12 protein-coding genes are annotated in these 22,609 nt (G+C 71.5%); 1 reads left to right on the top strand and 11 read right to left on the bottom strand.

Annotation, left to right across the window (positions count from 1 at the left end; translation table 11 throughout):
- Window positions 1–25: 25 nt before the first annotated feature.
- The 4 genes from J8N05_RS34560 to J8N05_RS34545 all read right to left on the bottom strand — a co-directional run bounded on the left by J8N05_RS34560 (window position 26) and on the right by J8N05_RS34545 (window position 7,191).
- Window positions 26–1,480 (bottom strand): maltokinase N-terminal cap-like domain-containing protein, encoded by a 1,455-nt coding sequence (locus J8N05_RS34560; RefSeq protein WP_210889700.1) that lies wholly within the window; start codon window positions 1,478–1,480, stop codon window positions 26–28.
- A gap of 282 nt (window positions 1,481–1,762) precedes the next feature.
- Complete coding sequence (gene treS, locus J8N05_RS34555) at window positions 1,763–3,463, bottom strand: maltose alpha-D-glucosyltransferase (RefSeq protein WP_210889698.1); 1,701 nt, start codon at window positions 3,461–3,463, stop codon at window positions 1,763–1,765.
- Window positions 3,460–5,733, bottom strand: coding sequence for an alpha-1,4-glucan--maltose-1-phosphate maltosyltransferase (locus J8N05_RS34550; RefSeq protein WP_282108181.1), 2,274 nt, complete (start codon window positions 5,731–5,733; stop codon window positions 3,460–3,462). The genes treS and J8N05_RS34550 overlap by 4 nt, the downstream gene beginning before the upstream one ends.
- A 258-nt stretch (window positions 5,734–5,991) precedes the next feature.
- Window positions 5,992–7,191 (bottom strand): S8 family peptidase, encoded by a 1,200-nt coding sequence (locus J8N05_RS34545; RefSeq protein ID WP_210889696.1) that lies wholly within the window; start codon window positions 7,189–7,191, stop codon window positions 5,992–5,994.
- A gap of 305 nt (window positions 7,192–7,496) precedes the next feature.
- Here J8N05_RS34545 and glgP point away from each other — a divergent pair, with 305 nt between their 5' ends.
- Window positions 7,497–10,115, top strand: a complete 2,619-nt coding sequence (gene glgP, locus J8N05_RS34540) for an alpha-glucan family phosphorylase (RefSeq protein WP_210889695.1) — start codon at window positions 7,497–7,499, stop codon at window positions 10,113–10,115.
- 38 nt (window positions 10,116–10,153) lie between these two features.
- Here glgP and J8N05_RS34535 read toward each other — a convergent pair whose 3' ends face one another.
- The 7 genes from J8N05_RS34535 to J8N05_RS34505 form a co-directional block, all read right to left on the bottom strand.
- Window positions 10,154–10,660 (bottom strand): DUF1990 family protein, encoded by a 507-nt coding sequence (locus J8N05_RS34535; RefSeq protein WP_210889693.1) that lies wholly within the window; start codon window positions 10,658–10,660, stop codon window positions 10,154–10,156.
- Between the two features lie 94 nt (window positions 10,661–10,754).
- Complete coding sequence (locus tag J8N05_RS34530; RefSeq protein ID WP_210889691.1) at window positions 10,755–12,401, bottom strand: M4 family metallopeptidase; 1,647 nt, start codon at window positions 12,399–12,401, stop codon at window positions 10,755–10,757.
- A gap of 319 nt (window positions 12,402–12,720) precedes the next feature.
- Window positions 12,721–14,757 carry a M4 family metallopeptidase gene (locus J8N05_RS34525; RefSeq protein ID WP_210889689.1) on the bottom strand — a complete coding sequence of 679 codons (2,037 nt, stop codon included), beginning with the start codon at window positions 14,755–14,757 and terminating at the stop codon, window positions 12,721–12,723.
- A gap of 366 nt (window positions 14,758–15,123) precedes the next feature.
- Window positions 15,124–16,956: an ABC transporter ATP-binding protein gene (locus tag J8N05_RS34520; RefSeq protein WP_210889687.1), complete on the bottom strand. Its 1,833-nt coding sequence runs from the start codon at window positions 16,954–16,956 to the stop codon at window positions 15,124–15,126.
- Window positions 16,953–18,851 carry an ABC transporter transmembrane domain-containing protein gene (locus J8N05_RS34515; RefSeq protein ID WP_247706624.1) on the bottom strand — a complete coding sequence of 633 codons (1,899 nt, stop codon included), beginning with the start codon at window positions 18,849–18,851 and terminating at the stop codon, window positions 16,953–16,955. The genes J8N05_RS34520 and J8N05_RS34515 overlap by 4 nt, the downstream gene beginning before the upstream one ends.
- The gene (locus J8N05_RS34510) at window positions 18,848–20,725 is read right to left on the bottom strand and encodes an ABC transporter ATP-binding protein (RefSeq protein ID WP_210889685.1); all 1,878 of its coding nucleotides are present in this window, start codon (window positions 20,723–20,725) and stop codon (window positions 18,848–18,850) included. Before J8N05_RS34510 ends, J8N05_RS34515 begins: the two co-directional genes overlap by 4 nt.
- Window positions 20,722–22,545, bottom strand: a complete 1,824-nt coding sequence (locus J8N05_RS34505) for an ABC transporter ATP-binding protein (protein WP_210889683.1) — start codon at window positions 22,543–22,545, stop codon at window positions 20,722–20,724. The genes J8N05_RS34510 and J8N05_RS34505 overlap by 4 nt, the downstream gene beginning before the upstream one ends.
- Window positions 22,546–22,609 lie beyond the last annotated feature (64 nt).

The following is a 22,609-nucleotide window of genomic DNA, read 5'->3' as shown; positions in this document are numbered from 1 at the left end:
GGTGGAGCGGGGCGGGTCGGGGCGGTCAGGACGGTTCGGGAAGGGCCAGCCGGCGCACTGCCGCCATCGGCACGGGCAGCCAGTCGGGCCGGTGCCGTGCCTCGTACACGACTTCGTAGATCGCCTTGTCGGTCTCGTACGCGCGCAGCAGCACCGGGTCCGTCCGCGGATCGCGCCCGCCGGCCTCGGCGTAACCGGAGCAGTACGCGGCCCGGCACGCGTCCGCCCAGCCGGGTACGGCGGACACCTGGGTGCCCTCGGCCCGGAGCGAGTGCGCGGCGTAGTCGAAGGAGCGGAGCATGCCGGCCACGTCCCGCGCGGTCGGCTGGGGCAGGCGCCGCTCGGCGAGCGGCTTGGAGGGTTCGCCCTCGAAGTCGATCAGCGACCAGCTGCCGGACGGCGACCGCAGACACTGGCCCAGATGCAGGTCCCCGTGGATCCGCTGGGCCGTCCACGTCCGCCCCTCGCCCGCCAGATCGGCGAGCGCGTCGAACGCGGACCGCAGACCGGGCGCGTACGGCAGCAGCGAGGGCACCGTCTGGACGGCCGCCGTCAGCCGCTCGGTCATCCCCTCCACCAGCAGCTCCATCTGCGCGCGGCCCATGGTCACCTCGGGCAGCGCACGGGCCAGCGCGGTGTGCACCTCGGCCGTGGCCCGGCCGAGCGCCCGCGCCGCACCGTTGAAGTCCTCACCCTTGGCGAGCTCGCGCAGGGCCAGGTCCCAGCCGTCGGAGGCGCCCTGGAGAAAGGGCTGCAGGACACCTAGGACGTACGGGTCGCCGGGAACGTGCGGGCCGGGGTCGAGGGAGTCGGCGGCCAGGTCCGCGAGGATCCAGCCGGCCGGTGCCGGAACCCGTGCGCAGCCCTCGCGGGCCAGCGCCAGCGGCAGCTCAAGATCGGGGTTGATGCCCGGCACGATCCTGCGCAGGAGCTTCAGGATGAACGTATCTCCATAGACGAGAGACGAGTTCGACTGCTCGGCGGTCACCAGGCGCGGCACCAGATCGCCCCGGATCTCCTGCGTCATGTCCCGCTCGAAGCGCAGCTCTCCGATGTGCGCCCGCTCCCGCAGGGCCTCCAGAAGGACATCGGCGGGCCGCGGGTCGTGCAGCGCCTCGTACACGGTCAGTCCGGCCAGGGGGCCCTGTGCCGGATGGCCGATCAGCGCGGGCGCCAGCCGCGGTGGCAGTGTCTCGCGCACGCCGAGCAGCAGTTGGTAGCAGTCGGCCGGATGCGCGGGCGCGCTCTGCGTGGGCACGAGCGGCTGATGGGCCCGTACGAGCAGATTGAGCAGGCCCAGTCTGGAGTTCAGGGGCAGCACCTCGGTCGCCGAGACCAGGGAGAACCCGGTGACGGGACGGCCTTTTCCCGCGAACCACCGCTGCCGTGGAAGCCACTCGCGAAGCAGTGGATCGAGGGACGCGAGAAGACCGGGGCTTGTCGAAGCGGAGTGCACGGAATGGGTGACGGCTTCGGACATGGCGTCGCGTCCTTTCCCCGGAGTCGGGGTGTTACTACTGCGTGCCCAGGGCGGGGCGGGGGAAACCGCCCCGCCGTCCGTTGTACCCGCCCGTCGGGGCCGGTCCTAGGTCCTGTCGTCAAATTCCCGGCGTCCGCCCGGAGGGCGGGCCGGGCGGCGTCTGGTGCGTGCTCTCGGTGTGCCGGGCGGAAGTCCGCGTACTGGACGTACTTGGGCTTTCGCCCGGTGCAGCGAGAGTGCGTGCCAGGCGTCGCCCGGCAGGCGGGAATTTGACGACAGGGCCTAGAGGGCGTCCTTGCGGAGGCGGAACCAGTAGAAGCCGTGGCCGGCGAGGGTGAGGAGGTAGGGGAGTTCGCCGATGGCGGGGAAGCGGACGCCGCCGATGAGTTCGACGGGGTGGCGTCCGTTGAAGGTCTGGAGGTCGAGTTCGGTGGGCTGGGCGAAGCGGGAGAAGTTGTGGACGCACAGGACGAGGTCGTCCTTGTATTCGCGCAGGAAGGCGATGACGGCGGGGTTGGAGGAGGGGAGTTCGGTGTAGGAGCCGAGGCCGAACGCGGGGTTCTGTTTGCGGATCTCGATCATGCGGCGGGTCCAGTGGAGCAGCGAGGAGGGGTTGCTCATGGACGCTTCGACGTTGGTGACCTGGTAGCCGTGGACCGGGTCCATGATCGTCGGCAGATACAGCCGTCCGGGGTCGCAGGAGGAGAAGCCGGCGTTGCGGTCCGGGGTCCACTGCATCGGCGTACGGACGGCGTCGCGGTCGCCGAGCCAGATGTTGTCGCCCATGCCGATCTCGTCGCCGTAGTAGAGGATCGGTGAGCCGGGCAGCGACAGCAGCAGGGCGGTGAAGAGTTCGATCTGGTTGCGGTCGTTGTCCAGGAGGGTGGCGAGGCGTCGGCGGATGCCGATGTTGGCGCGCATGCGGGGGTCTTTGGCGTATTCCGCGTACATGTAGTCGCGTTCTTCGTCGGTGACCATTTCGAGGGTGAGCTCGTCGTGGTTGCGCAGGAAGATGCCCCACTGGCAGCCGGAGGGGATCGCGGGGGTCTTCGCCAGGATCTCCGACACCGGATACCGGGATTCGCGGCGGACGGCCATGAAGATGCGGGGCATGACGGGGAAGTGGAAGGCCATGTGGCATTCGTCGCCGCCGGCGGTGTAGTCGCCGAAGTAGTCGACGACGTCCTCGGGCCATTGGTTGGCCTCGGCGAGCAGGACGGTGTCGGGGTAGTGGGCGTCGATCTCGGCGCGGACCTGTTTGAGGACCTGGTGGGTGGCGGGGAGGTTCTCGCAGTCGGTGCCCTCTTCGGCGAAGAGGTAGGGGACGGCGTCGAGGCGGAAGCCGTCGATGCCCAGGTCGAGCCAGAAGCGCAGGGCGGAGACGATTTCCTCGACGACGGCGGGGTTTTCGAAGTTGAGGTCGGGCTGGTGGGAGAAGAAGCGGTGGAAGTAGTACTGCTTGCGGATGGGGTCGAAGGTCCAGTTGGAGGCTTCGGTGTCGACGAAGATGATGCGGGCGTCGGCGTACTGCTGGTCGTCGTCGGCCCACATGTAGTAGTCGCCGTAGGGTCCGTCGGGGTCGTTGCGGGAGGCCTGGAACCAGGGGTGCTGGTCGCTGGTGTGGTTCATGACGAAGTCGATGATGACGCGCATGCCGCGCTGGTGGGCGGCGTCGACGAATTCGACGAAGTCGGCGAGGTCGCCGAATTCGGGCAGGACGGCGGTGTAGTCGGAGACGTCGTAGCCGCCGTCCCTGAGGGGGGACTGGAAGAAGGGGGGCAGCCACAGGCAGTCGACGCCGAGCCATTGGAGGTAGTCGAGTTTGGCGGTGAGGCCTTTGAGGTCGCCGATGCCGTCGCCGTTGCTGTCCTGGAAGGAGCGGACGAGGACTTCGTAGAAGACGGCGCGTTTGAACCATTCGGGGTCCCGGTCTTTTGCGGGGGTGTCCTCGAAGGTGTCCGGGACGGGTTCGTTGACGATCATGTGGGTGACCCTCCGGTGGGCGGTGAGGACGGTCGCAGGACGGTCAGTACGTGCGCGGCCCGGTGACCGGGGGTGAGGCGTACGTAGTTGGTCCTGCCCCAGGGGTAGACCTCGCCGGAGAGCTCGTCGCGTACCGGCAGCGACGCGTGCCAGTCGAGGCCGAGTCGTGGCATGTCCAACGAGATGGTGGCTTCCTGGGTGTGGTGGGGGTCGAGGTTCACGACCACCAGAACCGTGTTCGATCCGCGTGTGTCCGTGACCGACTTGGAGTACGCGAGCACCGCCTCCTTGTCCGTGTGATGGAAATGCAGGTCACGCAGTTGTCGAAGGGCGGGGCTGCGGCGCCTGATCGCATTGAGTTCGGCGATCAGGGGCGCGATGCTACGACCTTCGCGTTCCGCCGACTCCCAGTCTCGCGGACGTAGTTGGTACTTTTCGGAGTTCAGGTATTCTTCGCTGCCGTCGCGCACCGGCACGCCTTCGCACAGCTCGAATCCGCTGTAGACACCCCAGGTCGGGGAGAGCGTCGCGGCCAGTACCGCGCGCAGTTCGAAGGCGCCCCGACCACCGCGCTGAAGGAACTCGTGCAGGATGTCCGGGGTGTTGACGAAGAAGTTGGGCCGCATATACGCGGCCGCGTCACCGGAGAGTTCGGTGAGGTATTCGGTCAGTTCCTCTTTGCTGTTGCGCCAGGTGAAATACGTGTACGACTGCTGGAAACCGATCGCGCCGAGCGTGTGCATCATCGCCGGGCGGGTGAACGCCTCGGCCAGGAAGATCACATCAGGGTCGGTGCGATTGATCTCCCCGATCACCTCTTCCCAGAAGATGACCGGTTTCGTATGCGGATTGTCGACACGGAAGATCCGTACGCCATGGCTCATCCAGAACCGCAGCACCCTGAGCGTCTCCCGCACCAGGCCCGGCATGTCCTTGTCGAAGGCGATCGGATAGATGTCCTGGTACTTCTTCGGCGGGTTCTCCGCATAGGCGATCGTGCCGTCGGAGCGGTGGTGGAACCATTCCGGATGCTTCTCCACCCACGGATGGTCGGGTGAGCACTGGAGCGCGAAGTCGAGCGCGATCTCCAGGTCCAGTTCCGCGGCCCGGCGCACGAAGTCGTCGAAGTCGTCGATCGTGCCGAGATCCGGGTGGATCGCGTCGTGCCCGCCCTCCGGCGAGCCGATCGCCCACGGCACCCCGACGTCGTACGGGCCGGGGTCCAGGGTGTTGTTGGGGCCCTTGCGGAAGGTCGCGCCGATGGGGTGGATCGGTGGCAGGTACACCACGTCGAAGCCCATGCCGGCGATCGCGGGCAGCCGCCGGGCCGCCGTCTTGAACGTACCGCTGACCGGCGGTTTCCCGGGCTCGACCACCGCGCCCTCCGAGCGCGGGAAGAACTCGTACCAGGACCCGAACAGCGCCCGCTCCCGCTCGACCTGGAGGTCCAGCGGATCGGCGGCGGTGACCAGTTCGCGCAAGGGGTGGCGGGCGAGGACATGGTCCACGTCGGGGGTGAGCGCGGCGGCCAGCCGGGCCGCCGCGGGCCGGGCGGTGTCGCGCAGGGCCTCCACGGCCGCGAGGATCGCCTCCCGCCGGCCCTTGCTCTTCGGCACCCCGGCCGAGGCACGCTCGTACAGCAGCGCGCCCTCCTCCAGGACCAGCTCGGTGTCCATGCCCGCCGGGATCTTGATCCGGGCATGGTGGCGCCAGGTGGTGATCGGATCGCCCCAGGCCTCCACCGTGTACGTCCAGCGGCCGGGCGCCGGTACGGAGACGGTGGCGCCCCAGCGGTCCGTGCCGGGAGCGAGTTCGCGCAGGGGTGTCCAGGGGCCCGTGCGGCCCTCGGGGCCGCGCAGCACGACGTTCGCGGCGACCGCGTCGTGCCCCTCCCGGAAGACCGTCGCGGAGATCTCGAAGGCCTCTCCCACCACGGCCTTCGCCGGGCGGCGGCCACCCGCGACGAAGGGACGTACGTCCAGGACGGGGATACGGCCGATCACGGGGGCACTCACGAAGGCACTTTCGGGGGAGGGGGCGGTCCGCCCGGAGGCGGGCGCCGTGGGTCCGGCCTGGTTCTTCGGCCCGGTCGCAGCGGTGGGACGGGTCGTATCGGTGGGACGGGTCGGGCCGGTCGGTTCCACCGGTGTCGCCTGCTCGGCGGTCCGGGTCTTCGATGCCGGTGGGCGGTCCGCTTTCTCCCCCGGATCCGGGGGTGGTGTGGTGCCGGGCGTCGGGGGTGGTGACGGCTGGTGGTGCATGGCGGGCATGACCGCTCCTGTCCGCGTCAACGTGGGTGGGCGGATGAGAGTGTGGGAAGGCGGTTCCTGCGGTGCGTTACCGAGGGAGCCTTCCCTCCCCTTTCGGGTGGGCAATCCGGCACTTTGTTAACTACTCGCGCGTATGTCCACACACAAGACCGGCCTCGCCCGCTGGGAATCCGCCACTGATCTGCAAAGCGTCAACTGATCCGTGAAGCATCTACCCGGGATTCGCGGGACAAGACCGGTCTGCGAACGTGTTCTTGGTCAAGGGTTGTCGACCTGCAGGAGTTTGTCGGGGGAGCCCGCCCCCACGTCCGACAGCTCCCCGTCGGCGGCCCGGTCGACCAGGGCCCCGGCGACCTCGGCGGGAGCCGCCGAGGAGTGGTCGGCGAGATACAGCGCGGCCGCGCCCGCGGCATGGGGCGCCGCCATCGAGGTACCCGAGAAGGTGGCCGTGCCGGTGTCGCCCGTGTGCGAGGCGGAGGTGACATCCACGCCCGGCGCGAACAGATCGAGCCGGGCACCCCAGTTGGAGAAGTACGCCCTGGCGTCGTTCCGGTCGCTCGCCCCGACCGTGATCGCCTCCTCGACCCGGGCCGGTGAGTCGAGGCTCGCCGGGCGGTCGTCGTTGCCGGCCGCGATCGTGTAGGTCACGCCGGACGCGATGGAGGTGCGTACGGCGGCGTCCAGCTGCGCGTTCGCGACACCGCCCAGGCTCATATTGGCGACGGCCGGCTTCACCGCATGGGTCGTCACCCAGTCGATACCGGCGATGACCTGCGACAGCGTGCCGGCCCCGGTGTCGTCGAGCACACGGACGGCGACGACCCGCGCCAGCTTCGCGACCCCGTACGTCGTGCCCGCGATCGTGCCCGCCACATGGGTGCCGTGGCCCAGGCCGTCCTGCGCGACGGCGTCGCCGTCGACGAAGTCCCAGCCGGAGGAGGCCCGCCCGCCGAAGTCCTGGTGGGTGACGCGTACGCCGGTGTCGATGACGTACGCCGTCACGCCCTGCCCCGCCGACTCCGGCCAGGTGTAACTGCGGTTCAGCGGCAGCTCCCGCTGGTCGAGGCGGTCGAGGCCCCACGGCGGGTCCGACTGCTGGTGCTCGACGCTCACCGTGGCGTCCCGTGCCACCGAGGCCACCCGGGAGTCCGCGGCCAGCCGCCGCGCCTGCCGCTCACCGGCCCGCACCGCGTAGCCGTTGAGCGCCGTGCTGTAGGTGTGGCTTATTCTCGCTCCGTACTCGGTGGCGACCGCCCTGCCCGCCTTCGACGGGGCTTTCGTCGCCCCTTTGAGCGTCACGATGTAACTGCCACTGACGGCGCCCGTTCTCGCGCTGCCGGATATGCGCCCCTCGGGCGCGGCGTGCGCGGGCGGAGCGGGAGCCGAGACGGCCGCTGCCGTCAGGACCGCGGTCAGGCCTCCCGCCCAGTGCAGCCGCCGTGTGCGCCTCACTGTCATGGTGTGCGCTCCCCTCGTCGACATGCGGCAGCCTCTCGTGCGCCGCGAACCCCCACAAGCCCGCACGCCGGTGCGGAATCGGCCATACCGCCCACGCGCCCCGGAGAGCCCGCGCCCCGACAAGGGCGCCCCGTAAGGGGCGCGGGGAACTGCGCGGCCGGCCCCCACCGAGCCCGCAGACTCATCCCGAGCTCCCCGCGGAGCAGATCGCGCCGTGGTTGTGGAGCACCCACGCCGCTACCGTCGTGGATGACGTCCGTACGTCCTTGGCGACAGCGATACGCCCTTTGTGAAGGTGGAAGCTCGTGAAGGCCATCCGCAGGTTCACCGTGCGTCCCGTACTCCCGGAAGCCCTCCACCCCCTCAGCGATCTGGCGCGCAACCTGCGCTGGTCCTGGCATGCCGAGACCCGTGACCTCTTCCAGTCCGTCGACCCCGAACGCTGGACCGCCTCGGGCTGCGATCCCGTGCGGCTCCTCGGAAGCGTGTCGTCCGGACGGCTGGCCCAGCTGTCCGACGACAGAAGGTTCCTGAGGCGGCTGTCCGCCGCCGCCGACGATCTCCACGACTATGTGACGGGGGACCGCTGGTACCAGTCCCAGCCGTCCGAACTGCCCGCCGCCATCGCCTACTTCTCACCCGAGTTCGGCATCACCGCCGCGCTGCCCCAGTACTCCGGAGGCCTCGGCATCCTCGCCGGGGACCATCTCAAGGCGGCCAGCGACCTCGGCGTACCCCTGATCGGTGTCGGGCTGCTGTACCGGCACGGCTACTTCCGGCAGTCCCTGTCCCGGGATGGCTGGCAGCAGGAGCACTATCCGGTCCTGGACCCCAACGAACTGCCCGTCTCCCTGCTGCGCGAGGCCGACGGCACCCCCTCCCAGGTCTCCCTGGCCCTCCCCGGCGGTACGGCCCTGCACGCGCGGATCTGGCTGGCCCAGGTCGGCCGGGTCCCGCTGCTGCTGCTCGACTCCGACGTCGAGGAGAACGACCTCGGCGAACGCGGGGTCACCGACCGGCTCTACGGCGGCGGCAGCGAGCACCGGCTGCTCCAGGAGATGCTGCTCGGCATCGGCGGGGTACGGGCCGTGCGGACGTACTGCCGGCTCACCGGCCACGCGCGGCCCGAGGTGTTCCACACGAACGAGGGCCACGCCGGCTTCCTCGGTCTGGAGCGCATCCACGAACTGTCCTTCGAGGACCTGGACTTCGAGGCCGCCCTCGAAGCCGTCAGGGCCGGGACCGTCTTCACGACCCACACCCCCGTGCCCGCCGGCATCGACCGCTTCGACCGGGAACTGGTGGCCCGCCACTTCGGCCCCGACGCGGAACTCCCGCGCATCGACGTCGAACACATCCTGCGCCTGGGCATGGAGACCTACCCGGGCGGTGAGCCGAACCTCTTCAACATGGCCGTGATGGGACTGCGGCTCGGCCAGCGCGCGAACGGCGTCTCCCTCCTGCACGGCCAGGTCAGCCGCGAGATGTTCTCCGGGCTCTGGCCGGGCTTCGACCCGGCCGAGGTCCCCATCACCTCCGTGACGAACGGCGTCCACGCCCCCACCTGGGTGGCCCCCGAGGTGTTCCGGCTCGGCGCCCGGCAGATCGGCGCCCAGCGCACCGAGGACGCCCTCACCGTCGGCGGCTCCGAGACCTGGGACGCCGTCGCCGACATCCCCGACCAGGACATCTGGGAACTGCGCCGCTCCCTGCGCGAGCAACTGGTGGCGGAGGTACGGGAGCGGCTGTACGCGTCCTGGCGGCAGCGCGGCGCGGGGACGGCCGAACTGGGCTGGATCGACGGCGTACTGGACCCGGACGTCCTCACGATCGGCTTCGCCCGCCGCGTCCCGTCCTACAAACGCCTCACGCTGATGCTGCGGGACCGCGACCGGCTCATGGACCTGCTGCTGCACTCCGAGCGGCCCGTCCAGATCGTGGTGGCGGGCAAGGCCCACCCGGCCGACGACGGCGGCAAGCGCCTCGTACAGGAACTGGTGCGCTTCGCCGACGACCCGCGCGTACGCCACCGGATCGTGTTCCTCCCCGACTACGGCATGGCGATGGCGCAGAAGCTGTACCCCGGCTGCGACATCTGGCTCAACAACCCGCTGCGCCCCCTGGAGGCGTGCGGCACCTCCGGCATGAAGGCGGCGCTGAACGGCTGCCTCAACCTGTCGGTGCTGGACGGCTGGTGGGACGAATGGTTCCGGCCGGACTTCGGCTGGGCGATCCCCACGGCGGACGGCACCGCGGTCGACGACGACCGCCGCGACGAGCTGGAGGCTTCCGCCCTCTACGACCTGCTGGAGCAGCGGGTGGCCCCGCGCTTCTACGAACTGGGCCAGGCGGGCCTGCCCGACCGCTGGATCGAGATGGTCCGCCAGACCCTCTCCCACCTGGGCCCCAAGCTCCTGGCGGGCCGCATGGTCCGCGAGTACGTGGAACGCCTCTACACCCCGGCGGCGCTGGCCCACCGCTCCATGGACCACCCGGCCGCGAGGGAGCTGGCGGTGTGGAAGTCCCGGGTGCGGGCGGCCTGGCCGCACATCACGGTCGACCATGTCGAGACGACGGCCGTGACCGCCACGGCCGAACTGGGCTCGACGCTGGCCCTGCGGGTCCTCGTCGGCCTCGGCGAGCTGGCCCCGGACGACGTCGAGGTGCAGGCGGTCTCGGGGCGCGTCGACTCCGAGGACCGGATCACGGACGGCACGACGTTCCCGCTGAAGCCCGCGGGCGGCCCGGACGCGGAGGGCCGCTGGCTCTACGAGGGCCCGCTCTCCCTCGACCGCACGGGCCCCTTCGGCTACACGGTCCGCATCCTCCCGGCCCACCGGCTCCTCGCCTCCACCGCGGAACTGGGCCTGGTGGCGGTACCGGCGGAGGAGCTGACGGAGGGCGCGGGAGTGCTCATGCGGTGAGGTGACGCGGCGCCGGTGTGCGGCGGGGTCGCCGGGTGCTACGCCTCGTCGAACTCCGCGCACATCCGCCGCAGCACCGCCCCGCACCGGCGCGCGTACGCGTGCTGCAGGCCGCGGGTCGCCGGGCCGCCCGCGCGGGTGTACCACTTCGCCGGGCGGCTGAAGGCGGTCACGGTCAGCCAGACCGTGCCGTCGCCCGTGCGGTCGACCACGAAGGACTCCTCGCCGGACTCCGGGTGGCCGGGAAGGGTGCCGTAGGCCCAGCCGACGCGCCGCGGTTCGTCGAGGGTCCACACCACACGGCAGGGCGCCTTGATGAGGGGGCCCAGGCCGACCGTCACGTCCACGCCCGGGGCGGCCTCGGCGGCGTCCGTCGTGATCGTGACACCGGCCGCCCTGTGGACCTCCCAGGTCATGACCGCCTGCGAGGCCGTCTTGAAGACCTCGTGGCCCTCGCCTATGCGGGTGCGGACGTGCAGCGGGTGGAAGCCGGGTGGGCACCGGCCGTCGCGGGTCGCGCCCACGTCCTCGTACGTGAAGGGCATGGGAACCAAGAGTAGGGCGGTACCCGGGACCGATCTCGTCCCGGGTACCGCCCCGCGCACAACTATTCGGGCACTATGCGACGTTCACGCCGTACTAGGCGACGTTCACGCCGGACCAGGCCGCCGCCACCGCCTTGTACTCGGTGCTCGTCGAGCCGTACAGCGCCGACGCCGCGCTCAGCGTGGCCGTACGGGCGCCCGCGTACTTCGTCGTGGACGTCATGTACTCGGTGAGCGCCTTGTACCAGATCTTGATGGCCTTGTCGCGGCCGATGCCGGTGAGCGTCGTGCCGTTGGACGTCGTGGAGTTGTAGCTGACTCCGTTGATCGTCTTGGCGCCGCTGCCCTCCGACAGGAGGTAGAAGAAGTGGTTCGCCGGGCCGGAGGAGTAGTGGACGTCCACCGAGCCGAGGCTGGACGACCAGCTGTCCTTGGACGCGCCGTCCTTGCTCGGCTTGTCCATGTAGCGCAGCGGGGTGCCGTTGCCGTTGATGTCGATCTTCTCGCCGATGAGGTAGTCGCCGACGTCGGACGAGCTGGCCGCGTAGAACTCGACCGCCGTGCCGAAGATGTCGGAGGTGGCCTCGTTCAGACCGCCGGACTCACCGCTGTAGTTGAGGCCCGCGGTGTTCGCGGTCACGCCGTGGCTCATCTCGTGGCCCGCGACGTCCAGCGAGGTGAGCGGCTTGACGCTGCCCGCGCCGTCGCCGTACGTCATGCAGAAGCAGGAGTCCTGCCAGAAGGCGTTGACGTACGCCGTGCTGTAGTGGACGCGGGAGTAGGCCGCGACGCCGTTGTTCTTGATGCCGGTGCGGCCGAGCACGTTCTTGTAGAAGTCCCAGGTGACCTGGGCGCCGTAGTGCGCGTCCACCGCGGCGGTCTGGGTGTTGGACGCCGCGCCCGTGCCCCAGGTGTCGTCCGCGTCGGTGAACAGGGTGCCGGTGCCGGAGGTGCCCTTGTTCAGGTTGTACGTCTTGTGCGAGCCCCGGGACGTGTCGTTGAGCTGGTACGTCGAGCCGGAGAGCGAGGTGCCGATGGTGACGGTGCCGGAGTACTGGCTGTTGCCGATACCGGTCTTGACCGCCTCCCACTCGTACAGCTTCTTGCCCGACTCGGCGTCGGTGACGACGTGCAGCTCCTGCGGGGTGCCGTCGTGCTGGAAGCCGCCGACGACCGTCTCGTAGGCCAGGACGGGCTTGCCGTCGGCCGCCCAGACGACCTTGCGGGGCGCCTTGTCGGCGGCCGACTTGGTGCTGCCCTCGGCCTTCGCGGCGGTCACGGCCTGCTTCTCGGCCGCCGACCTGGCGATGGACGGGGTGGTGTCGGCGACCTTGATGGTCGCCTTGGTCGCCTTGGTCACGCCCTGCGTCGCGCCGGCCTTGGTCTCGTGGACGACCAGGTCGCCGCCGAGGACCGGGAGTCCCGCGTACGTGCGCTCGTAGCGGGTGTGGGTCGTGCCGTCGGCGTTCTTGACGACGTCTCTGACGACCAGCTTCTCGTCGGCGCCGAGGCCTATCTCGTCGGCGGTCTCCGGAGCGGCTGCCTCGGCCTTCTGGATGAGGCTCGTACGGGCTGCCGGGGACAGCTGGACCGCGGACGCGGCGAGGGACGCGTCGGAGCTCTCCGCCGGGGTCTGGGCGGAGGCACCGGTGGTCAGACCGGTGGTGAGGAGAGCACCGGCCGCGACAGCGGTGGCGATGGCCAGAGTGGTGCGGTTGCGACGCGCGTAGAGGGGGGTCACACAAGCTCCTTCGTGGGGGGTGTCCGACCGGTATGGGGAAGCGGTCGGGCTGCTGTGAAGTTGCGGTGCGGGTGTGCCTGCCGTGCCAGGTGAACAGTGCCAGGTGGGTCGCGTACATGTCAGCGGGGCAAATGGAGGTTGGCCGGAAATCGTCCGCTGCCCGAAGATCGGCGTACGCAATGCGGACTTGATCGCCCGCAAAGACCGGGCAATGGAACCGGAAGTGGGGGGCAAGGCAGCGGCAAAGCGCAGGCAAAGGGGGTGCCGCCCCGGGAGTCGCTTCCCGGGACGGCACCCCCTGTGTGCCGGGTCCGCGCGGCTAGCTCGTCGGGAAGGTGATCTTCCAGCTGTTGATCCTGCCGACGTCCTGCGCCGCCTGGTCTTGAACCTTCAACTGCCAGGTCCCGTTGGCGACTTCGGTTGAAGCGTTGACCGTGTAGGGCTCGGTGACGTTGTCCGCGGAGTCCGAGGAGCTGAAGGACTTGAGGCGGTACGTCGAGCCGTCGGGCGCCACCAGGTCGATGACCAGGTCACCGCGCCAGGTGTGGGTGATGTTCGGCGTCACGATCAAGTTGGACGGGGCGTTTCCGGCCTGGCCGGAAACAGTTATCGAGGAGGTGACGGCGGCCCCGTTGTCCGGAATCGATACCGCGGTCGTGTTCTCGAAGGACGTGCCGCCGCCCCCGCCGCCCGGCCGGGTGCCGACGTTGATGCCGGCCCAGGCGTTCTGCACGGCCGTGTACTCGGCGCTCGTGGTGCCGTACAGCTCACCCGCGACCGCGAGCGTGCCGGTGCGCGCCGCCGCGTAGTTGGTCGTGGAGGTGAACTTCGTGGTGAGCGCCTTGAACCAGATCAGCGCGGCCTTGTCGCGGCCGATACCGGTGACCGGCAGTCCGTCGGAGGTCGGCGAGTCGTACGCGACGCCGTTCACGGTCTTGGCGCCGCTGCCCTCGCTGAGCAGGTAGAAGAAGTGGTTCGCCGGACCGGAGGAGTAGTGCACGTCCACCGAGCCGATGCCCGAGTACCAGCTGTCCTTGGACGCGCCGTCCTTGCTCGGCTTGTCCATGTAGCGCAGCGGGGTGCCGTTGCCGTTGATGTCGATCTTCTCGCCGACCAGGTAGTCGCCCACGTCGGAGCTGTTGCCGGCGTAGAACTCGACGGCCGCCGCGAAGATGTCGGAGGTCGCCTCGTTCAGACCGCCCGACTCACCGCTGTAGACGAGCCCCGCGGTGTTCGCGGTCACGCCGTGCGTCATCTCGTGCGCGGCCACGTCGATCGACGTGAGCGGCTTGGCGTTGCCCGACCCGTCGCCGTACGTCATGCAGAAGCAGGAGTCCTGCCAGAAGGCGTTGACGTAGTTGCTGCTGTAGTGGACGCGGGAGTATGCGCCGACGCCGTCGCCGCGGATGCCCGTGCGGCCCTGGACGTTCTTGTAGTAGTCCCAGGTCAGCGCGGCCCCGTAGTGGGCGTCCGCGGCGGCCGTCTCGGTGTTCGAGGCGGCGCCGTTGCCCCATACGTCGTCCGGGCCCGAGAAGAGCGTGCCGGTGCCCGACGTACCGCGGTTCAGATTGTTCGTCTTGTGGTTCCCGCGCGCGGTGTCCGTGAGGTTGTACGTCGACCCGGACTGCGCGCTGCCGAGCGTCACCGTGCCGCTGTACTGGGTGTTGCCGGTGCCGTTCTCGACGCCCTGGTACTCGAAGAGCTTCTCGCCGGTGGCCGCGTCCGTGATGACGTGCAGCTCGTTCGGGGTGCCGTCGTGCTGGAGGCCCCCGACGACCGTCTCGTAGGCGAGGGTCGGCTTGCCGCTCGCCGCCCAGATCACCTTGCGCGCGCCGTCGGCCTCGGTCCGCTTCGAACCCTCCGCCGAGGCCGCCTTGAGCGCCTGCTTCTCGGCGACCGCCGGCTTCACGGCGGCGCTGGTGGTGAGTCCCGTGAGCGAGGCCCGCACGGCCCGCGTGACGCCCTCGGTCCTCCCCGACTTCGCGGTGTCGACGACCAGGTCGCCGCCGAGGACCGGGAGTCCGGCCCAGGTGCGCTCGTAGCGCGTGTGGACGGTGCCGTCCGCGTCCTTGACGACGTCACGGACGACGAGCTTCTCCTTGGCGCCCAGGCCGAGTTCCGCCGCGGTGTCCGTCTTCGCGGAGTCGGCGTCGCGGATCAGCGCGGCGCGCTGGGCGGGAGAGAGCTTGACCGCCAGGGAGCCCTTGTCGAGCTTGCCCGGGGCGGGTGGGGCGTCGGCGGTCGCGGCGCCGGTCTGGACGGCCGCGGCGAGCAGGGCGGCCACGGCGACGAGCGCGCCGGCCGTCGCCTTGCGGGAGACGGAACGGGCTGTGGGTCTGTGGGAGGTGCGCTTCAACACGGACTCCTTCTGCGTGGCCACGAAGGCGCGGCCAGGGGGGACCGGACGGCCGGGAGCCGTCCGGGCAGAACAAGACGGAACGCAGAACCACGTGCTTGTACGTGTGCGTGTGCGTGTGCTTGTACGCGTGCTCGTGCCGGCGTTCGGGCCCGTGGGGCGCCGCTTGCCGGCAGAGCCGTTCACCCCTTCACGGCGGTTTCTGTGAGGTTGCTGTGAAGTGGTCGTGGGAAGAGTGGCAGGAGATCGGCCGTTCTGTCAGGTGCGCATCAGGAAGTTGGCCGAAAGGCTCCGTTGTCCGGTTGGTCATGTTCGGTATACGGACCAGTTGCCGCACCACCGGACCGCTGTAGGGGAGACGGGGGTTCAGCCGGAGGGCGGGCGCTCGCCGTGCCACGAGTGCCACAGTGCCGCGTAGGCGCCGCCCGCCGCCACGAGCTCCTCGTGCGTGCCGAGTTCGGTCAGCCGGCCCTCCTCCATCACCGCCACCCGGTCCGCGTCGTGCGCGGTGTGCAGCCGGTGCGCGATGGCGATGACGGTGCGCCCTTCGAGCACGGCGGCCAGCGCGCGCTCCGTGTGGCGTGCGGTGGCGGGGTCGAGCAGCGCCGTGGCCTCGTCGAGGATCAGCGTGTGCGGGTCGGCCAGCACCACCCGGGCCAGCGCCAGTTGCTGGGCCCGCGAGCCGTCCGCGACCGGAGCCCCGCCCGGCGGCCCGGCGTGGCCGGCGGCCGGGGGACGGCCGCCGGGGCCCAGCTCCGCGTCGAGCCCGTCCGGCAGTGCCCGGACCCAGTCGTCGGCGCCGACCGCCGCGAGCGCCGCCCACAGCGCGGCGTCGTCGGCGGCCGGATCGGCGATCAGCAGGTTGTCGCGGACCGTGCCCAGGAACACGTGGTGCTCCTGGGTGACGAGCACGACCTGCCGCCGCAGCTGCTCCGGGTCCAGCCCGGCGATCGGCACCCCGCCGACCGTCACCGTGCCGGAGCCCGGCACGTCGATGCCCGCGAGCAGCCGGCTCAGGGTCGTCTTTCCGGCGCCGGAGGGCCCGACCACGGCCAGCCGCTCCCCGGGCCGCACGGTCAGGTCGACCCCGCGCAGCACCTCGCCGCCCCGGTCGTACGCGTACCGCACCCCCCGTACGTCGATCCGGTCGTCCACCGGGACCCGGGCGGGGGACTCCGACGGCGGACCCGGCGCCGACGCCGGGCCCGCGGGGGCGGTCAGCGGGGCTCGGCCCAGGCCCTCCACCCGTGCGAACGAGGCGCCGCTGCTCTGCAGTTGCTCCACCCGCATCAGGATCGTGTCGAGCGGCGACTCCAGCTGGCGCAGATACAGGGCCGCCGCGACCACCGCGCCCACGCTCAGCGCGCCCCGCGCGTGCAGGGCGCCGCCCACCATCAGGACGACGGCCACCGGCAGGACGTTGGAGATCTCCACGGACAGGAAGAACACGGACCGCAGGTCCAGGGTGTGCATGCGGGTACGGCGGGACAGGTCGAGGGCGTCCCGGCTCGCGGTGACGCGCCGCCGCTGCAGCCCGAACGCCTCGACCGTGCGTGCCCCGGACGTGGTGGCCGAGACGATCTCGGCGACCTCCGAGGTGGCGGCGCCCTCGGCGAGGTAGGCGGGGCGGGCCCGGCGCAGATACCACCGCAGGGCGAACCAGATACCGGCCTGGGCGAGCACCGCGCAGACGCCCAGCAGCGGATCGAGCAGGAAGACCGCGCCGATGAGGAACAGCGCCTGCACCGAGGAGATCAGCAGCTCGGGCCCCGCGTCGCGCAGGGTCGTGCCCACCGCGGCGACGTCCGCGGTGCCGCGGGCCGTCAGATCGCCGGTGCCCGCCCGCTCCACCACGGACGCGGGCAGTGCCAGCGTCCGGTCGACGAACTCCTCGCGCACCCGCGCCAGCGTCCGCTCCCCGAACCGGTGCCCCACGAACCGGGCGGCCCGCGCCAACAGCAACTGGGCGGGCGCGCACACCAGGATGACGAGCGCCAGCCGGTCCACGGCGGCGACCCCGGCACCGGCCCTCACCTCGTCGACGATGCGGCCGAGCAGCCACGGGCCGGCCAGCCCGGCAGCGGCGGCCAGCGCGTTCAGGGCGAGCACGGCGGCGAAGGCGCGGCCGTCCGCGCGGATCAGCCGGGCCGCGGCGGCGCGCACGTCGGCAGGCGGGGCGACCGGCAACTGCGTGCTCATCGCACGGCCCCTTCCGGTTCTTGCGCGTCCCGCTCGCCGGTGGTCCCGGCGTCCGCGCCGCTGGCGTCCGCGCCGCCGGGGTCCGCGTCGCGGGCCACCAGCGCCCGGTATCCCGGCTCCCCGGCGAGGAGTTCGCGGTGTCCGCCGACGGCCGCGACCTCGCCGTCGACCAGGTAGTACACGGTGTCCATCTGGTCGAGCACCAGCGGCGAGGTGCTGGTGACGAGGGTCGTGCGGCCCGTGCGCGCCACGCGCAGCCGGGCGGCGACCGCGGCCTCGGTGTGCGCGTCGAGCGCCGAGGTCGGCTCGACCGCGAGCAGCACCTCGGGGTCGGCGAGCAGGGCCCGCGCGAGGCGGACGCGCTGCCGCTGGCCCCCGGAGAGGCTGCGGCCCTGCGCGTCCACGGCCGAGTCGAGCCCGTCGGGCAGCCCGAGCACGATGTCGTCCGCGACGGCCGCGTGCACGGCCCTGCCGACGGCCGCGTCGAGAGCCGCCGTGCCGTCCGTGCCGTGCGTGCCGTCCCCGCCGTGCCGGTCCAGGCGGCCGGCGAGCAGGTCGCGCAGGGTGCCCGCGAACAGGTCGGCCTCGTTGTCGGCGACCAGGATCCGCTCCCGTATCCGCGGCAGGGCGATCGCGTCGAGCCGTACGCCGCCCCAGGTGGCCGCCGACCCGGTGTACCGGCCCAGCCGGTCGACCACGGCGGCGGAGTCCGCGGGCCGGGCACAGGCCAGCGCGGTCAGCGCGCCCGGGACCACCCGGACACCGGACCGCGGATCGTGCAGCACCGAGGGCTCCGCGGGGGCGTCCGGAGGGAGGCGCGCGGCGGGGTCCTTGCCCGGGTCCGCGGGAGAGCCGTCCGCCATCAGCGGCTCCAGGGCCAGGAAGCGTACGACGCGGCGGGCGGCCACCACGCCCCGGCTGATCTGGTAGCCGCACTCGACGAAGAACGCCACCGGACCCACGAGGACCGCCGCATAGCCGTACACGGACACCAGCTCGCCGACGGTCAGCGAGCCCTGGGCGGCGAGCCGGGCCGCCAGCCAGGTCACCACGGCCAGGAACATCGTCGGCAGCCCCACCCCGAGCGCCTGCAGCCAGCTGGTCACGGCCCCGACCCGGTACCCCTGTTCCCGCAGCAGGCGCGAGTCCCGGCGGAAGGCGTCGGCGAACAGCCCCTTGCCGCCGAGGCCGTTGAGGACCCGCAGTCCGCCCGCGAGGTCCCCGATCCGCGCCGTCAGCGTGCCCTGCAGCTCGCGGTACTCCGTCTCCACGCCCCGCAGCCGTCCCATCAGGGGGCCGACGAGGACGACGATCACCGGGATGCCGATCAGGACCACCGCGGCCAGCGGCGGCGACACCGACAGCAGCAGCCCGGCCACGACGACATAGGCGGCGGCCGAGCCCACGCCGGGCCCCACGACGGTCAGCGCCGAGCTGATCGTCAGCACGTCGCCGACGCCGATCGTGACGACCTCTCCGGTCCCCGTCTGCCGGGACAGCCCGGCGCCCAGCCGGGTCGCCTGCCCCACGACGAGCTTCACCGTACGGAAGTTGGCGTCCATCCGGACCTTGGTCATCGTGCGGTGGCGCAGGACGCCCACCACGGCGTTGAACACCCCGAGGCCCAGCAGCGCGGCGCACCAGCAGGCCAGCGCCGCCCGGTCGCCCGGCTCCAGCCCGTCGTCGATCGCCCGGGCCAGCAGATACGGCGTCAGCGCGACGAGCACCAGCCAGACGGTGGCCAGCACCGCGCCCGCCGCCGACCGCCCCGGCTGCCGGGTGACCAGCCACCACAGGTACCGGCCGCCCCCGCGCAGATCGGGGACGCCCGGATCCTCGTACGCGAAGCGCTCCAGGCGGCCCTTCCGCCCCGGGGCCGCCCGCTCCGGGGTCACTCGGCGTGTCCCTGCACCAGGCTGTCGCGCCAGGCCCGGTGCAGGTCCGCGAACCGGCCGGTGTCCGTGACGAGCCGGTCGGGGCTGCCGTCCTCGACGATACGGCCGTGCTCCATGACGAGGACCCGGTCGGCGATCTCGACCGTGGAGAGCCGGTGGGCGATGACCACCGCCGTACGGCCGCGCAGGACCGTGTGCATGGCCCGCTGGACGGCCCGTTCGCCCGGCACGTCCAGCGAACTGGTCGCCTCGTCGAGGATCAGGACCGCCGGGTCGGCCAGCAACGCCCGCGCGAACGCCACCAGTTGGCGCTGTCCTGCCGAGATGCGCCCGCCCCTCTTGCGTACGTCCGTGTCGTAGCCGTCCGGCAGGGAGCTGATGAAGTCGTGGGCGCCGATGGCCTTCGCGGCCCGCTCGATGTCCTCGCGGGACGCGTCGGGGCGGCCGATGGCGATGTTCTCCGCGACCGTGCCGGAGAACAGGAACGCCTCCTGCGTCACCATCACCACACCGCGCCGCAGTTCGGGCACGGACAGCTCGCGCAGATCCACGCCGTCGAGCAGGACGCGGCCGGTCGTGGGGTCGTAGAAGCGCGCCAGGAGCTTGGCGAGCGTCGACTTGCCCGCGCCCGTGGAGCCGACCACGGCGACGGTCTGGCCCGCCGGGAGCGTCAGCGAGAAGGCCGGCAGCACCTCGCCGCCCGTCCGGTACGCGAACCGCACGTCGTCGAACACGACCTCCCGGCCCGGCAGTTCGGAGGCGGGCGCGGGCAGCTCACGCGGCTGCGACGGCTCCGGCACCGAGGGGACCTGGGCCAGCAGACCCGCGATCTTCTCCATCGAGGCCGCCGCCGACTGGTACGAGTTCAGGAACATGCCGAGCCGGTCGATCGGGTCGTACAGCCGTCGCAGGTAGAGCACCGCGGCGGCCAGCACACCCAGCGCGAGCGACCCCGACGCCACCCGGTACGCGCCCCACAGCACGATGCCCGCGACCGCCGTGTTGGCGACCAGGCGGGAGCCGACGACATAGCGGGCCATCTCCAGGATGGCGTCGCCGTTGACGCGCTCGTGGTGGCTGTTGAGCGTGTGGAAGTCCGCGTCGTTGACGGCCTCGCGGCGGAAGGCGCGCACCGGCCTGATGCCGTTCATCGTCTCCGCGAACTTCACGATGACCGCTGCGATGGCCGTCGACCGGACGGCGAAGATCCGCCCGGCGCGGCGCCGGTAGAGCCGGATGAGGAGGTACAGCGGCACGAACGACGCGACCGCGACCGCGCCGAGCCCCAGGTCCAGCCAGAGCAGCATCGTGGAGATGTAGACGAACGACAGGATGACGGTGATGAGTTCCTGGAGGCCCTCGCTGAGCAGTTCGCGCAGCGACTCGACGTCCGTCGTGGAGCGCGAGATGAGCCGGCCCGAGGTGTAGCGCTCGTGGAAGTCGACGCTGAGCGCCTGCGCGTGCCGGAAGATCCTGCCGCGCAGATCCAGCAGGACGTCCTGGTTGACGCGGGCCGAGACGCGGACGAAGCCGTACTGGAGGGCGCCGGCCGCCACCGAGCACAGCGCGTACGCGGTCGCCACCGCGATCAGCGGGCCGTGGTCGTCGGCGCGGAACGCCGGTACGGCACGGTCGATCGCGTACGCCACGAGCATCGGGCCCGCCTGCACCGCCGCCTGCTGGAGCAGCAGGAGGACCGCCGCGAGGACGACGCGGGCCTTCATGGGGGCGAGCAGGGAGCACAGGAGGGTGGCCGTGGCACGCGGGGGAGCGGGCAGGGCGTCCCGGTCGAAGGGGTCGCCGTCCTTGGGCGGCGGGTCTGCCGGACGGTCCGTGCTGTCGTCTGTCGGCGCGGTGGTCGTGGGCGCCGTCATCGGTTCTCCCTCTCGGTCGTCTCTGTCCTTCCCGACATCAGCCAGGCGTACTCCGCGCTCGTACGCAGCAGTTCGTGATGGGTGCCCACGGCGGTGACACGGCCGCCGGAGAGCAGGGCCACCCGGTCGGCGAGCAGGACCGTGGAGGGGCGGTGGGCCACGACCAGGGCGGTCGTCCCGGCGAGGACGCGCCGCAGGGCCGCCTCGACCAGGGCCTCCGTGTGGACGTCCAGGGCGGAGAGCGGATCGTCCAGGACGAGGAAGCGGGGGCTGCCGACGACGGCTCTCGCCAGGGCCAGGCGCTGGCGCTGCCCGCCGGAGAGACTGAGGCCCTGCTCGCCGACCTGGGTGTCCGTGCCGTCCGGCAGCGCGTGGACGAAGTCGGCCTGCGCGACGGCCAGGGCGCGGGTGAGATCGGCCTCGCCCGCGGTGTCCGGCGCCCCCATGAGCACGTTCTCGCCGACCCCCGCGGAGAAGAGGGTGGGCTCCTCGAAGGCGACGGCGACGAGGGCGCGCAGTTCCTCCCTGGGCATCGCGGTGATGTCCACGCCGTCTAGCGTGATCCGGCCCGAGGTGACCTCGTGCAGCCGGGGCACGAGCGCGGTGAGCGTGGTCTTCCCGGACCCGGTCGCGCCCACGAGGGCCATGGTCTCGCCGGGCCGTATGTGCAGATCGATCCCGTCGAGGACGGGAACGCTGTCGCCCTCGGCATCGGGATACCGGAACCGCACCCCGTCGAACCGGAGCCCGGCCCCGACTCCGGAGGCCCGTGCCGCCCCGGACGCCGGCGCGGTGTCCGACTCCGGGGGCGCGTCCATGACCTCGAAGTAGCGTTCCGTGGCCGTCGCCGCCTCCTGGCTCATGGCCAGCAGGAAGCCGATCGACTCGACGGGCCAGCGCAGGGCGAGGGCCGTGGAGAGGAACGCGACCAGCGTGCCGGCCGACAGGGAGCCGTCGGCCACCTGGACCGTGCCGAGCACCAGGGCCGCGCCGATGGCCAGTTCGGGCAGCGTCGTGATCGCGGCGAAGATACCGGCCAGCAGCCGCGCCTTCACCAGCTCCGTGCCGCGCAGCGTCCGGGACAGGTCCCGGAAGGCGAGCGCCTGGCTGCGGTGACGGCCGAACCCCTTGATGATCCGGATACCGAGCACGCTCTCCTCGACGAGCGTCGTCAGATCGCCGACCTGGTCCTGCGCCTGCCGCGCCACCCGCGAGTACCGCTTCTCGAACAGCCAGCAGACGATCATCACCGGTACGGCCGGGGCCAGCAGGACCAGTCCCAGCGTCCAGTCCTGGGCCAGCATGATCAGGACACCCACGAGGATCGTCACCGAGTTGACCAGCAGGAACGTCAGCGGGAACGCGAGGAACAGCCGCAGCAGCATCAGATCCGTCGTCCCCCGCGACAGCAGCTGCCCCGACGCCCACCGGTCGTGGAAGGCGATGGGCAGCCGCTGCAGATGCCGGTACAGATCGGCCCGCATCGCCGCCTCGACCCCGGCGAGCGGCCGGGCGACCAGCCACCGCCGCAGCCCGAAGAGCACCGCCTCCGCGACCCCGAGCAGCAGCAGGTACAGCGCGCCGAGCCACACCCCGCCCGTGCTCCGGTCGGCCACCGGACCGTCCACGATCCACTTCAGGACGAGCGGGATCACCAGACCCGTACAGGAGGCGGCGACCGCGACGACGGCCGCGACGGCCAGCCGTCCGCGCACGGGCCTCACATAGGGCCACAGCCGCAGCAGGCTGCGTACCGCGGAACGGCTCTCGGCGGGTCGGGTCTCGTCGGTTCCCTCGGCGGGCGCAGGTGTGGTGGGCATCAGCAGCGAGCCTACGTTTCGGCACTGACAACACCCAGCGAGTTTTGGCCGGTCCAGGGGCTCA

The organism is Streptomyces liliiviolaceus, assembly GCF_018070025.1.
Classification (GTDB): Bacteria; Actinomycetota; Actinomycetes; order Streptomycetales; family Streptomycetaceae; genus Streptomyces; species Streptomyces liliiviolaceus.
The sequence above is the reverse complement of the archived record's forward strand: the minus strand, read 5'-3'. Positions and strand labels throughout refer to the sequence as shown.

Bases quoted from the DNA above. Each gene is read 5' to 3' on its own strand.
- treS (WP_210889698.1), bottom strand. From the start codon at position 3,463: ATGATCGTCAACGAACCCGTCCCGGACACCTTCGAGGACACCCCCGCA.
- J8N05_RS34505 (WP_210889683.1), bottom strand. From the start codon at position 22,545: ATGCCCACCACACCTGCGCCCGCCGAGGGAACCGACGAGACCCGACCC.
- J8N05_RS34520 (WP_210889687.1), bottom strand. From the start codon at position 16,956: ATGAGCACGCAGTTGCCGGTCGCCCCGCCTGCCGACGTGCGCGCCGCC.
- J8N05_RS34535 (WP_210889693.1), bottom strand. From the start codon at position 10,660: ATGCCCTTCACGTACGAGGACGTGGGCGCGACCCGCGACGGCCGGTGC.
- J8N05_RS34545 (WP_210889696.1), bottom strand. From the start codon at position 7,191: ATGACAGTGAGGCGCACACGGCGGCTGCACTGGGCGGGAGGCCTGACC.
- J8N05_RS34560 (WP_210889700.1), bottom strand. From the start codon at position 1,480: ATGTCCGAAGCCGTCACCCATTCCGTGCACTCCGCTTCGACAAGCCCC.
- J8N05_RS34550 (WP_282108181.1), bottom strand. From the start codon at position 5,733: ATGCCCGCCATGCACCACCAGCCGTCACCACCCCCGACGCCCGGCACC.
- J8N05_RS34510 (WP_210889685.1), bottom strand. From the start codon at position 20,725: ATGACGGCGCCCACGACCACCGCGCCGACAGACGACAGCACGGACCGT.